Source organism: Pseudolactococcus piscium, from assembly GCF_002441695.1.
GTDB lineage: Bacteria > Bacillota > Bacilli > Lactobacillales > Streptococcaceae > Pseudolactococcus > Pseudolactococcus piscium.
Genome location: NZ_JXJW01000007.1, coordinates 33,453 through 47,028, shown reverse-complemented (window position 1 = coordinate 47,028; position 13,576 = coordinate 33,453). Strand labels below are relative to the sequence as shown.

Here is a 13,576-nt window from a genome sequence, read left to right as displayed (position 1 = left end):
ATTCGATATCTTTGTACGAAACCATCATCAGACCAAGTTAGTTTAATAAAATCTAACATGTAAATTTTTAAGGTTCATAATTAAAGTTGAAGAGCGCACGACAGTTCAAATGAAAATACGAAACGGTCATATCACATTAATTTCAGATTCATTTTTAATTTCCAGATGAAAGTAATACTCAGTAGTAACAAAGCTAAACCATTCATCACATAAAGGAAAGTAAAACTACTCATTGATAGAAATTGGCATATAACCATAATCAAACAAGCTAAACCATTGACAATAAAAGTCAAATTCAAAACTTTTTTTTCTTCTCCAAGAGCTTGAAGACAATATTTTAATAGCTCATAGCTTATAGAAAATACAGTTAGGCTAGTAACTATCATGAAAGCTATTTTAAACTGTGCGGCTAATTCCTGATTAACAAATAAGCTAGCATAATTTGATCCAAATAAACTAAATAAAATCATACCTGAAAAATAGAAAATACTAGAACTTGTTATTGTTATCCTTAAAATACTAGACAAGTCTTGTTTTACGCTATTATTACCTTTTGCTTCAGCAACAAATATTGTAACTGCATTACCATACATCATTGTCGGTATTTTGATAAAAGTTATCGCTTGCATACATATTGCATATAAAGCCAGTGTATTAATACCAAGTCTTGCCATCAAGGCATCAAAGACAACAATCAAAATGATACCTTCTAAAATTTCTTGCCCTACCAAAGGGAGCGCTTTTTTTAAAATATCTCTAATAGCCATAACTCGGGTAGTCAACGCCTTAACGAGTGTGCGTCGCAAAATAAAACCATATGTTAAAACAGAAATTGTTAGTGTGCAAGTTGATGCTAAGCTTGCACCTATTATCCCCCACGATAAATACTGGACAAAAAACCAATTAATACCAATATTAAAAAGCATCATCAACGTAGATATATATAAAATCCACTGTGTCTTTTTTTTCATTTTTAGTAAATTAGTAAATAAGAAAGTAAATAGAATCAGCAAAACATAAGGAGATTGTATTAACAGATACCAAGTTGCGACTTTTAGTAATTCTCCTGAAAATCCATAGACAACTGATAAAAAAAGATGACCACCTAATACCAATATAATACCAGATATCAATCCAACACTTAAGTTGATAATGAGGGATGCTTTAATCAAGGACTGATATTTTTTATCATTTTTAGCACCTACCGCCTCACTTCCTAAGATATTAAAAGCGAAAGCAGCGGCTCCTAAAATACCAGCTAAAGCATAAAGAAAACTTTGTACGGTTATAATTCCTGCCATATTATTTGTGCTTTTATTAACAGCAATAATCATCGTTAACTGGCCAACAAGCAATTGAGGTAATTGGGTAAGTATTAAAGGCAAGGTAAATTTTTGAATTTTAGATAACATATCTGACCTCTGAAAAAGGAGAAAGTGATAAATAGATGCTTGTCTGTATTAAATTAGCGTAAATAATATATTGGAATGGAATGACCTCCAAATAGTCAATTATTGCTTCTCTACATTCTTCATCCGAAACATCATAAATATCTTGAAACACAAGCACAATTTGATTTAAATTGAAATTTTTTCTTATTCATAACATCCCTCCTTTCTCTACTTCTAGTAATAAAAGTAACGTTATTGTTAGTAAATTGTTCGAACTAATTTACATGTTCATTTTATCACAAGAAAAAAAGACAAAAGAAAAGTTGCTAACTTGCAACACTTAATAAAAAACTGTTGCAAGTTAGCAACTTTTCTTTTTTTAATACTTAATCTGGTAGAATATACTTATCAAATTAGGAGGCATGCTTATGCTATACTTTTTACGAGGATTGTTAAACCCTGGAAAATATTAAAAACTGATATTATTATGATAGTATCAGTTTTTAATTGAAGTTAATCAAAAAAGTTTCAATAATTCTGGCGTATTTTCTTTTCTAAATTTAGCAATCTTTTTAAATATATATATTGCAATTCTTTCTTCTGTATCCATAGAGTTTAATAAAATATTTAATTCTGATTCAATTTTTTCAGCATATAAAAATCTACCATGTAGTACCATATAAACGTAGATATTTACTAAAGTTCTTTTAGCAATATGATCATTATAGGGTAACATTCGAAACTTATCTTTTTTTACCAATTGCATACCCAATTGAAAAACTAATTCACTATCTAAAGATTCTAGACACATTCCAAACACATCAATATCAAAAGCGGTCCATTCTTCACGATTTGTTAGATACCCATCAATAAAATGACGCTCTTCATCTGTTATTAAATTTCTACCTGATAATTCTCTAATCGCACATTTTACTTTAATATTGAATATTTTTTTTTCATTTGTTCTTGGATTTCGGACAATTAACTCGTTAAGACCTTCGATATTCTGATCATTAATCAATTCTTGTAATTTTTCACCAAAAGTATGTAAACTTCCTGCCTCAAAATTGCCAATAGTCAAAAAAAATTCACTAATTGTCATATTCAATCCCTTTATTGCATGCATAAAACCATCAACTAATAACATTTGAGTCCCATTTTCAAATCTTGACAGTTGCGATTTATTTAGGTAATCACTTGAAATATCACCTAGCGTGTATCCCCTGGATTTTCTTACTTTTTTATAATGACTTCCTAAGTTTTTAAAATCTAACATCTTTTTTCTCCTAGTTTTACCAATTGATACATAGTCGTTTAATTTTTGCTAAATATACTGATCATTTAATCAAATAAAGCATGGTGGCATATCTTTATCCTGATAACTTACTATTACTATACCTCATTTTTCTTATTATAACATAATGGAAGAAAACAATTCGTATTAAATACTAGCTAATAACTGTACTTTTGACTGTTTATTTAGCCAATAAAATGTATCAAGTTCACCATCATAGGAGGTAAAGTAAATTCATATTCTGCTAAATCATTTGAATAAGAGACTAAATATTTGACACAATTATCAATGGCTATACAAAACTGTTCAACGTCTTCTTGATAAAATTTTTCGCCTGTTCAGTATAAGTTTACCGCATTGAGTTTAACTTGGTTATCATAAACTGTATTTTGCTATTTACGCTGAAGACCAACACTTCTAAGAGATTAGTACAGAGCAACCCAATATTTAATATTCTTAAGATCATTAGCATGATATTTCTTAGCTATAAATTTATAGACATCAGCACCTTTTTCATAACCTAGTACGGTATTTAGTTTTAACTCAGATTGTCTATATTCTGAGGGACACATCATGACACCATAGGGTGTTTTTTTGTTTCAAATGCTAGGCATTTTCTATAAGTGTCTAACATTCAGTTGCTTTTTAATAAAACAAATATGTTATAATAGCAAAAAAGGGGTGAACGTATGCAAATTAAAGTAGAAGCTGTTAAATTTTCATATCAATCAAAGAAGGTACTATCAATCACTGAAGGTGTTTTCGAATCAGGCCAAATTTATGGGATTGTCGGTAATAATGGGGTCGGTAAGACGACTTTCTTTAAAACCTTGACAAATATTATCACAAATTATCAAGGTAATATTCAGTTCGATGGCGAAAATATCAAAGAAAACCCAAGCATATTGACAAAAGTGGGCATTCTTTTGGATGATATGGAACTGTATAAGAACTATACAGGCCTATTTAATCTCAGATATTTTGGTGGATTACGTGGTGAATTTGATGAAGAAAAAGCACTCAAATTGGCAGAAAAGCTTGATTTGAATACTGGTGTACTGAACAAAAATGTCGGGACTTATTCACTTGGTATGAAGAAAAAGCTGATTTTACTCATTTCTGTGATGAATGATGCTGATATTCTGATTTTTGATGAGCCTTTCCGTGGTATTGAAGCGAAGTCTGTTGCCTGGTTTAGAGAGTATCTACTGGCACTCAAACAAAAAGGCTGCTTGGTACTGATTTCTAGCCATGTTCAAGAAGATATTGAAGCGATCTGTGATAAAGTTTATCTGCTATCAGACGGTGATTTCAAGGCAACTTTTGACTTGAAAGACCAAACAGAACTGTTAACTTATACAGTGTCTGTCAGTGATGTCCATGTTTTAGAGACTTTCTTAACGAATGCTGGGGTTCAAGTAGAGATCAAGGATGACACCCTTAGATTTGATAGTACGCCGGAAGCATTTCAAGTTGCTTTTCGTCATGCTGTTGAAGCGGGTGTAAATTTTGATAGTATCAAAAAAGAATCAAAATTTGCTGACTTTATCAAGAAAGGATCAAACTAATGAATTCAAAAAATATTTTTAAAATGGAATTTTATCGCAATTTTCGGGATAAGACTTGGTTGATTATTATTGGTGTGCTGACGATTTTATCATTAGTTGACTCGGTGTTAATTATCAGTTTGATCAACCAAACGGTCTCAAATTCTTCAGAACCTGGACGCGGACCATCTGTACTCATCGCATTAACGGTCTTTTTCACACTTGCATTAGTTGTTGGGATTTGGGCGTTTCAAATCATTTACCCCTTTCATTTACTATCGGTTGATTACAGTAACAAGGCGCTGAGTTTAATGATTGCTTCAGGTGTCAATCGCATGACCTATTATTTCATCAAACTGGTTGCGACGCTGCTTTCGACGTTATTGGCATTTTTTACGATGTTCATCATTCCTTTTATCTTAATTTTAGGCGTCTATAGTCATCAGTTAAGCGAGTTTTTAAGTATGATTTCAGATACGTTTTCAATCGGCAATATTTTGATGCTCATACTGAACTCATTAGTTGGCTCCCTAGCGTCTATCGTGATTCTATTCTTTGTCGTGATTATGACACGAGGCAAATTTTGGGGAATTTTTGTTTATCTTGGCATTACAATGGCAATCGGTATTGTCGTCGTTATCTTTACAAGTTCAATCGCGGTCTATTCATCGAATAGTCTGAATGCCATGCCAAATACTAGCTGGGTTGGCCTACTCCTATCCTTGATAGAGGGTCTTATCTTTGGCTTAATCGGCTTATCATTCATCAGAAAACAAGACTTGTAAAGGTCAGGTATCCTTGTCAGTCGTGGATATGTAATGCAAAAAAGCACAATTCAGCAAGAATTGTGCTTTTTATTATGAACGATAATACTCAGGCAAGATAAACTGGTCATGTGCTTCAAATTGTCGTGCTAAGCGAAGCATCAAAATCTCGGAGTTCTTCCTACCCCAGAGTTGAACGCCTTGTGGTAGGTTGGTTTCAGCTTCTAGGTAGACTGGAAGCGAGATGGCAGGCTGACCTGTTAGATTACTGATGAAATTATAGGGGGTATAGGCAAGTGAGGCTTCAAACGCTTGCTCGATATGTGTGAGTTGTTGACCTAAATCATAGTTACGAGTGTTTACTAGTTTTTCTAGTAGATCGGGTGTGATTAAGGTGGCATCAATTCTAGGTGCGGTCTTTGCTGTCGTAGGTGTTAGGAAAAAATCAACCTGGCTAAACAGGGTATCATCAAAAGTGGCACAGGCTGTATCCCATGAGCTTAAGGCTTGAATATAGGAGGCCGCATCAACATGTCGACCAGCTTCTAGCAGGGCATAGGTCAAGGGTTCAACCTCCTGTTTTGTCAGGTGTCTGCCCTTTGCATCTTCCCAAGGTTTGAGCATGGCATAGGTTTCTGCAGCATTCATCTGATAGTAAGCTTGGATCAGGGGACGGGCGTCAAGCGGAAAAGGGACTTCCGTGACATGATGTCCTTGGGATTTCAAGAAATCAATGGCTTTTTGGAGTGCTGCTTTTGCTGTATCCGAAATGGGAATACCTGAAATCGGCGTGTCAAAAGAGTAGGCAATCGTTAATGGGCGATCTATTTCAGTCAGTGTGTGTAGGGCATCCTTATCTAATAAGGTGGCTTGATAGGGATCTGCTTCTTGCATGCGCTGCATTTCTGCTAGAAAATGCGCTGTATCACGAACAGAGACAGTCAAAGCACCACTAGTCGATGCGCCTTGCCAGCCTCGGTAGCTATCTGGACCTTGAGGCATTAAGCCACGCGTTACTTTTAGGCCAATCAGACCAGAGAAAGAGGCTGGAATTCGGATAGAACCGCCACCATCTGAAGCCCCTGCCATGGGAAAGATACCCGAAGCAACAGCAGATGCAGCACCACCAGAAGACCCACCAGAATAATGAGAAGGGTTCCAGACATTACGTGTGTCACCATAGAGGGCTGAGTCGGAAATATTTTTAAAGCCAAATTCAGGCGCATTGGTTTGTCCAAAAGGGGTCAAGCCCGATGTCAGTAATGCCTTGACATAGTTATCATCAGCCTGTGCGATGTTGTCTTTAAATAGCTTAGCACTTGCAGTTGATGGAAGTCCTATGTGATCTTGCCCTAACATCTTTAAGGGAAAGGGAAGCCCCGCGAAAAACCCTGTTTTAGTGATGCTCAGATCATCCTGTGCCTTGGCAATATCATAGGCCACTATCGCATTATATTTGGGATTAATCTCAGTTATTTTTTTTTCGGTTAGCAAGAGTAAGTCGGATGTGCTGACCTTACCTTGACCTAGTTTTTCGGCCCAATACGTGGCATCCTTAATCCTTGGCATCGCTCATTTCATCCTTTCTAGGAATGAAATTACCGCCCAGATACTTTTCAGATAGTTTGCCCATCGTGCCATCTTTGTAAAGCTTGACTAATACGTCATCTACTTTTTTCTGCAAGGTTTTATCATCACGATCTTTACCAAAAATGAAGTAATTAAAGCCAGTATGCTTATCAGTGGCCCCTAAGTCAATTGGTTCAACCTTGAGGGTGTAGTTTTGTTGTTTAATAATTTGCGTTAAGGAAATTTGATCATACATGACGAAGTCGCTTTTTCCAGAATCGACATCCGCAACATAGGAAGTCAGCGGGTAGCTAGCATCCATATAGGTTAGATGCATGGCTTTATCAGGATTTTCCTTGTTCCAAGTTTCAAGCATGGTTGCGACTTGAACACCAGCCAACACTTCAGTTGTTTTACCGGCTAAGTCTGTCAACGTTTTGACTTTCATGCCAGGTTTGACTGCGACAGAAGTTGCTGATTTAGAAAGCGGTAGCGAGTACCCATATTTTTCAGCCCGTTCAGCTGTCCAGGATAGGGCATTTGCGGCCATTTGAAATCTGCCATTGTCAACACCAGATAAGACTGAGTTAAAATCAATCACCTGAAATTTTAGTTTATACTCGGGCAGTTGTTTAAAAACCGCGCGTGTCAGTTCAATATCATAACCTGTCAACTTATCATTTTCCATATAAGTATTCGGTTTAGAGTTCGCATTTGTTGCGACGATGATTTCCTTTTTCTGGGATTTGGTAGGTGCTGCTTTATCACAGCCGCTCAAGATGCCAAAAGAAGTGATAGCGAATAAGGCCAGACCTAAAATTAGTTTTTTATTCATATGTACGATGAGTTCTTGCGAACCCTCCCTTTCTGTATAGTTTATTTTAGCAAAAAATGTGCCCGTTTTTAGGGGTTTATGTTTATAAATGTATAGGTGTAGGCATAAGTAGGTCAAATAATCATCGTTTACATATGTTATACTAGCTGTAATGCGTGAACCAGTTAAAGTTAGCGGGAGGGGAACATGTCTAATATCAAGTTAGTACCTGTGAAAAAAGCAGAAAAGGTGCAATTTATTAAGGCCATACAAACTGCATTTCAAAAAAGTTATGAGACAACATTTGGCCATCAAAACGCCTTGGTATTACCAATCTCTGATATTGAGGCCTCTTTTAATACACCCGGATCAAGGGCCTATTTTGCTTTTCTAGATGATAAAATTGTCGGTGGAACAGTCCTTGTAATCGATGATGTTAGCCACTATAATAAGCTAGAGTTGCTCTATGTAGCTGATGGTGTTCAAAGTAAAGGTGTTGGTCAAAAAATATGGCAGGCGCTTGAAGCAGCCTATCCAGGAACTAAAATATGGGAAACACATACCCCTTATTATGATAAGCGAAATATTCATTTCTATGTCAATCGCTGTGGGTTCAAGATTGTAGAGTTCTTTAATATCAAGCATAGAGACCCACATCAAGAGGGAGACCAAGTCGGTGGCTTGCCACTTGAATTGGGCATTAACTTTTTTAGATTTGAAAAAGAGATGGGATCGTGATGTGAATGCCAAATAGGACGTGTTCTTTTGACAAATAGGGTAGATGTGATAGAATGAAATAAGATAAAATAAAATAAGTTAAGAGTAGTGAGTTTCAGTATCATGTAGTAGCGCATTTTGTAGCTATCCGATTTACAGAAAAAGAAACGATATACGAAAAAAGAGATGGCCATTCCTAGTGGCTGTTTTTATATTTTATTTTTATAGAGGAGGAAATTTTGAAAAATAAAAAAAGTATGATGTATTTAGCCATCTCCAATTTATTTCTAGTCTTTTTGGGTGTTGGTTTAGTTATTCCAGTCATTCCACAGCTAAAAGATGAAATGAATTTTTCTGGTACCACGATGGGGATGATGATCTCTATTTTTGCCATCACACAGTTGTTGATGTCACCAGTGGCAGGGATACTATCAGATAGAATGGGTAGAAAAAAGATAATTGCGACAGGTATGATCATCTTTTCGATATCTGAGCTACTTTTTGGCTTAGCCCAATCTAAAAATGGCTTTTATGTGTCACGTGGTCTAGGCGGGATTGCAGCAGCTTTAATTATGCCTGCTGTAACAGCTTATGTAGCAGATATGACGACGATTGCAGAACGGCCAAAGGCGATGGGAATCGTCTCAGCAGCCATTAGTGGTGGCTTTATCATTGGTCCTGGTGTTGGTGGTCTTATTGCTTATTTGGGCATACGTGCGCCATTTTATGCGGCCTCATTATTAAGTTTGATTGGCTTTATTTTGACATTAATGGTTTTAAAAGAACCAGAAAAAAATATCCAGAAGGTAAGCGAATCTGTTAAGGGATCAATCCTTGCAACTTTAAAACGGCCGATTTTTGCCTCGCTCTTTGCAATCATCCTCATTTCATCATTTGGCTTGCAAGCATTTGAAGCGATTTATAGCATCATGGCCTCATCTAACTTTTCATTTACAACAGGTGAGATTGCCATGATTATTACAGTGAGTGGGATTATCGCGCTTATCTGTCAGGTTTTTTTCTTTGATGCGATTGTTCAAAAAATTGGTGAAATTAGATTGATTCAATTAACATTTTTTGCAAGTGGTGTCTTCATTGCAATTATTGCCTTTACAAAAAGTCATCTGGTTGTCGTTCTTTCAACCTTTGTTGTCTTTCTAGCATTTGATTTGTTCAGACCGGCAGTTACAACCTATCTTTCTAAACATGCTGGTCATCAACAAGGGATGATAAATGGATTAAATTCAACATTTACGAGTTTTGGTAACATTCTAGGGCCATTAGCAGCAGGTTATTTATTTGACCTGAACCATATTTTCCCGTATTATATCTCAGCAATTATTCTTTTAGGAACAGGTGTTCTCTCTCTATTCTTGAATACCAACCATAAGCCTGCTACGATGAACTGATAAGGGATCAGCTTTAGCAAATTGGTAATTAGCTTAGGATAATCAAACAGACAAAAAGACCAGAAACACATTTGTTTCTGGTCTTTTTAGCTGCTCTAGCTATTTCTTTCTGCGCGCTTCATAACGTGCTCTAAGTGTGTCTAGTGCGCGGCGATCCCTGTCGTGTTTGGCATTAGGGAACGCTTTTAGAATGCGTGCACGAATTCTAGTCTGATGTGACAACAACTCTTCTAGTTCTTTTGTCAGGCTTTCAGCAAGTTCATCTTTACGATTATCCAGTTTTTCAGACGTATCGACAGCGAAAGTACCAAGGTTTTCTGCCAATGTATCACTCCCAGCTCGTATCAGGCGTGATAGGTCATGGACTTGTCTCAAATCTCGGTTGAGATGTGCAATAGCAATAATTGTGATGAGGCAGTCTGTAATTAAGATAAGGTAGAAGATACAAATAATCAGCAAAACTGGTGTTGCAGGTAAATGACTTAAGATCCCAGCGATCATTGGCTGTATGAGTTTCATCAGGAAAACGCCAGCAATCCCCCACATGAGAGAGAACTTTAAACAGATGAATCCCCCGATATTAAAAGGTTCCTCAGTATAATCCCACCATCTCATGTGAAATAGCTTTTCTAGCATGTAGCCACCAACCAATTCCAGAAGACTTGCAATCATAACTGATGCCAGGAATAGAAGGGGTAAGTGGTTTGAAAGTGGTGTTAGAAAAATAATGAGTAAAACAGCACCAACCCCATATATGGGACAAACAGCACCGTTTAAAAAGCCACGATTGACAAATTTACTGGTATTGACCGATGCATAAATTACTTCTAAGCACCAGCCAAGAAAGGCATAGATAGGGAAATAGGTGAGAAATGTCAAGATGACATGAGATGACAGCATAAAGACCTCCATTTTAGCCCATTCTACCATTTCTAAGCTAAAAAGTGTGTTTGCTACTGGGAAATCATATAGTATAACGCCCTATCTTTTAGGGGAGGTCATACCAAACAGGTGCGAACTTAATCGCTACTTTTAAAACCGAAAACTAATACTAGTTTTCGGTTTTAAACTCTCATTTTTTTAGGCTTAAATGAACTCTATCTAATCACTTTCAGGATGACTTGCTCACGACTTACAATAGTGGGTGTAATGGGCAAGACTTCTGTGTAATCAGCAGCATTGGTAATGACGATAGGGGTTATGATGTCATATCCAGCAGCTTTGATGGCGTCCAGGTCTACGATCATAAGTGGGGTACCGATGTCGACTTGATCTCCTACCTTGATCTGTGCGCAAAAGAATTGGCCATCTAGTTTGACGGTATCAAGACCAATATGAATCAGTACCTCGACTCCTTGGTCAGATTTTATCCCAATGGCATGGTTGGTTTTGTATAAAGCTGTCACACTCCCTTTTATAGGAGATACAAACAGCTTGTCATCTGGTATGATCGCACAGCCTTTACCAATCATTTCCATAGAGAAGACGTCATCTTTTACTTGCTTGATCGGGACTAACTCCCCAGAGACAGGTGCCATGATTGTCGTGACACTTTGTTTATTTACTGCTGTCTGTACACTAGCTGCTTGTTCAGTTTCTTGTGTTGTAACGATGGACTTCTGCTCCTTAAACAAGAGATAAGAAATGATGAAGGAGACGATAAAGGCAATCCCACAGCCGATGCAGGCATTGATGATATTGGTCAGTCCTTTATCACCGATGTAGACGGGTAGGGTTAAGAGACCGGGAGAGCCAGAGGCAAACCGTCTAACACCCATCAAACCGATGAACAAACCGCCTGCACCACCACCTGCCATGGCAGCATATAGTGGTGTTTTAAAACGGACATTTATCCCAAATAGTGCAGGCTCAGTAATGCCACATACGGCAGTGATGCCACTAGAAAATGCCAACTGCTTGATGTCACTTTTTTTAGTTTTGATACCGACGGCAAGTGCCGCCCCACCTTGGGCGATATTTGAGGGTAGGTTTCCTGGGCCAATCATGGCATCATAACCAAGTGTCATGATGTTGTTAGCACCGATTGGTATAATACCATAATGTGTGCCAGTCATCACCAGTAGCGGGAAGCAAGCACCTAAGAGAGTGGGCACTAGCCAGCCAGCTGTTCTATCCAGAAACATGACGCCACTCGCGATATAATTCCCGATGACGTAGCCGACTGGTCCCAAAATAACTAGCGCAACTAGTCCTGTGATCAACACAGTGATCAACGGGACTATAAAAAAGGCAATCATCTTAGGTGAATATTTTTTCGCATAGCACTCAATATAAGACATGAACCAGACTGTTAAGATAATCGGGATAACAGTTGAGGCATAGCTTGCATTGTAGATAGGTAAAAAGGCAAATTTGATGGCATTTCCACTCTCTTTAGCTGCTGTCACCATGGCAATGAAGTTCGGATGTAAGAGTACCCCACCCAACATGGCCGCTAGATAAGTGTTACACTTAAACTTCTTGGATGCAGAAATGGCCAAGAATATCGGTAGAAAGTAGAAAGCAGCATCAGCCATGAAATTAATGACTTGATAGACCGTTGATGTTGCGGGATCGACCCATTTAAAGGCCGTGCAAAGGGCTAATACGGCTTTAAGCATTCCTGATGCTGTGATGACAGGTAGAATGGGTGTAAAGATACTTGAAATAATATCGATCAACCTTGTACCGATATGCTGATTTTTTTTATCATCGGAGCCCCCATCTGAGAAGCCTAGCATCTCAATCAATAGGTCGTATACTTTTTCGACATCATTCCCGACAATGACCTGATATTGGCCACCACCCTTAGTGACCCCTAGTACACCTGGTAGTTGTTTTAGGGTGTCGCTGCTTGCTTTGGTATCATCGGTTAGATTGAATCGAAGACGTGTGGCACAGTGGGTTAAGTTTTGAATGTTTTTTTGGCCCCCAACATGTGTGATAATTTGGTCGGCTAATTTTTGATAGTCCATTAGCACCTCCTTTTTAGGTTATTTAATTTTGTGTGATGCGTCTGATATGAATTGTCAGATACATCACTTCGTCATTTGTTAAGTGAATACTATGGTGTTTTAAAAAATGGTCGTATATTTTTAAGGTACATAGGTATTCTTCCTTATATTTTTGTTTTAGCATGACTAGAAAATCAGCATCATCTTCCTTGATTTCATTACCAGAAAAAACACGTTGAATAAAGAACTTCATATGTGTGATAAATCGGTCATAGTGCAGAGAATGTTCATCTAATTCAATACCGATAAAATGGTATTTGATAATAGATAAAACTTGTTTAATCAGGGTCATCGTTTGCTTGGCTTGCGACGTACCTGAATAATCTTGCGTTGCACTGACAAGATGCAACGCGATAAAGGCTGCTTCGTCTTCGGGTAGGTTAATCTTAAGCTTTTGTTGAATAATCTCTAATGATTCCTGTCCAATCATAAATTCATGGTGGTAAAATTGTTTAATTTCCCATAATAAGGCATTTTTGATTATCAGACCTTCCTTTTCCCGCTCTATTGCAAATTGGATGTGGTCAGCAAGTGTCAAATAGATGTTATCTGACAACTGAGTACCCAAAGACGTTTTAGCATAATCCACAATGTCATTTGTTGCTTGAATTGTTGCTAAGGGCAGGCCTGTGAAGAGTGTCTCAAGGTTACTTAGGGCTTGCTTAGATTGTAGTCGATAAATTTTATCGATTTTTTCTGGATCAATCTCCATACCAATTTTTTTTAGATAGCCGATACCACACCCCATCACAAGCACTTCATGATTCAGGTCATCACTTGAGCGAATAATATTGTTATTAATGATTTTTTCAATTTCCAATCGCTTACCTCCTTTCTTGATTAATTTTTTTGCGGCAATTGTCATAAAGATGACATCTGCAATGGATTCTCCCCCCAATTTTTGTACGCAAAAAAGACCATACTTTTTACACACAAATAAAACATCTGCGTATATCGGTATAGCCTGCATGACCAGTCACAATCTTCTTATACAATTTTAGTATAACATTTTTTTGAAAGCGCTTCAATGATTTCTGGGATTAAATATGAAATAGTT

11 protein-coding genes are annotated in these 13,576 nt (G+C 37.3%); 4 read left to right on the top strand and 7 right to left on the bottom strand.

What is annotated here, in order from left to right; all coding sequences use genetic code 11:
- Positions 1–131: 131 nt before the first annotated feature.
- A complete protein-coding gene (locus RU86_RS04585; RefSeq protein WP_096814272.1) occupies positions 132–1,412 on the bottom strand; it encodes an MATE family efflux transporter in 1,281 nt (426 codons plus the stop codon).
- Between the two features lie 496 nt (positions 1,413–1,908).
- Entirely contained in the window at positions 1,909–2,667 is a 759-nt protein-coding gene (locus RU86_RS04580) for an Rgg family transcriptional regulator (protein WP_096814271.1), read from the bottom strand.
- Positions 2,668–3,374: 707 nt separating this feature from the next.
- On the opposite strand from RU86_RS04580, the gene RU86_RS04575 reads away from it, so the two are divergent.
- Together RU86_RS04575 and RU86_RS04570 are read left to right on the top strand one after the other, a co-directional pair.
- Positions 3,375–4,253, top strand: a complete 879-nt coding sequence (locus tag RU86_RS04575; protein WP_096814270.1) for an ABC transporter ATP-binding protein — start codon at positions 3,375–3,377, stop codon at positions 4,251–4,253.
- Positions 4,253–5,017 carry an ABC transporter permease gene (locus RU86_RS04570; RefSeq protein WP_096814269.1) on the top strand — a complete coding sequence of 255 codons (765 nt, stop codon included), beginning with the start codon at positions 4,253–4,255 and terminating at the stop codon, positions 5,015–5,017. Before RU86_RS04575 ends, RU86_RS04570 begins: the two co-directional genes overlap by 1 nt.
- A 72-nt stretch (positions 5,018–5,089) precedes the next feature.
- On the opposite strand, the gene RU86_RS04565 is transcribed toward RU86_RS04570, so the two are convergent.
- The gene (locus tag RU86_RS04565) at positions 5,090–6,565 is read right to left on the bottom strand and encodes an amidase family protein (protein ID WP_096814268.1); all 1,476 of its coding nucleotides are present in this window, start codon (positions 6,563–6,565) and stop codon (positions 5,090–5,092) included.
- Complete coding sequence (locus tag RU86_RS04560) at positions 6,552–7,400, bottom strand: transporter substrate-binding domain-containing protein (protein WP_096814267.1); 849 nt, start codon at positions 7,398–7,400, stop codon at positions 6,552–6,554. Before RU86_RS04560 ends, RU86_RS04565 begins: the two co-directional genes overlap by 14 nt.
- Positions 7,401–7,586: 186 nt before the next feature.
- On the opposite strand from RU86_RS04560, the gene RU86_RS04555 reads away from it, so the two are divergent.
- Together RU86_RS04555 and RU86_RS04550 are read left to right on the top strand one after the other, a co-directional pair.
- On the top strand, positions 7,587–8,117 hold the full coding sequence (locus tag RU86_RS04555; protein WP_096814266.1) for a GNAT family N-acetyltransferase: 531 nt from the start codon (positions 7,587–7,589) through the stop codon (positions 8,115–8,117).
- A 218-nt stretch (positions 8,118–8,335) separates the two neighbouring features.
- Positions 8,336–9,505, top strand: a complete 1,170-nt coding sequence (locus RU86_RS04550) for an MFS transporter (RefSeq protein WP_096814265.1) — start codon at positions 8,336–8,338, stop codon at positions 9,503–9,505.
- A gap of 99 nt (positions 9,506–9,604) precedes the next feature.
- On the opposite strand, the gene RU86_RS04545 is transcribed toward RU86_RS04550, so the two are convergent.
- From RU86_RS04545 to licT, 3 genes are all read right to left on the bottom strand, one after another.
- Positions 9,605–10,405, bottom strand: a complete 801-nt coding sequence (locus tag RU86_RS04545; protein WP_179296201.1) for a putative ABC transporter permease — start codon at positions 10,403–10,405, stop codon at positions 9,605–9,607.
- Positions 10,406–10,602: 197 nt separating this feature from the next.
- Positions 10,603–12,480, bottom strand: coding sequence for a beta-glucoside-specific PTS transporter subunit IIABC (locus tag RU86_RS04540; protein WP_096814263.1), 1,878 nt, complete (start codon positions 12,478–12,480; stop codon positions 10,603–10,605).
- A gap of 22 nt (positions 12,481–12,502) precedes the next feature.
- On the bottom strand, positions 12,503–13,339 hold the full coding sequence (licT, locus tag RU86_RS04535; protein ID WP_096814307.1) for a BglG family transcription antiterminator LicT: 837 nt from the start codon (positions 13,337–13,339) through the stop codon (positions 12,503–12,505).
- Positions 13,340–13,576 lie beyond the last annotated feature (237 nt).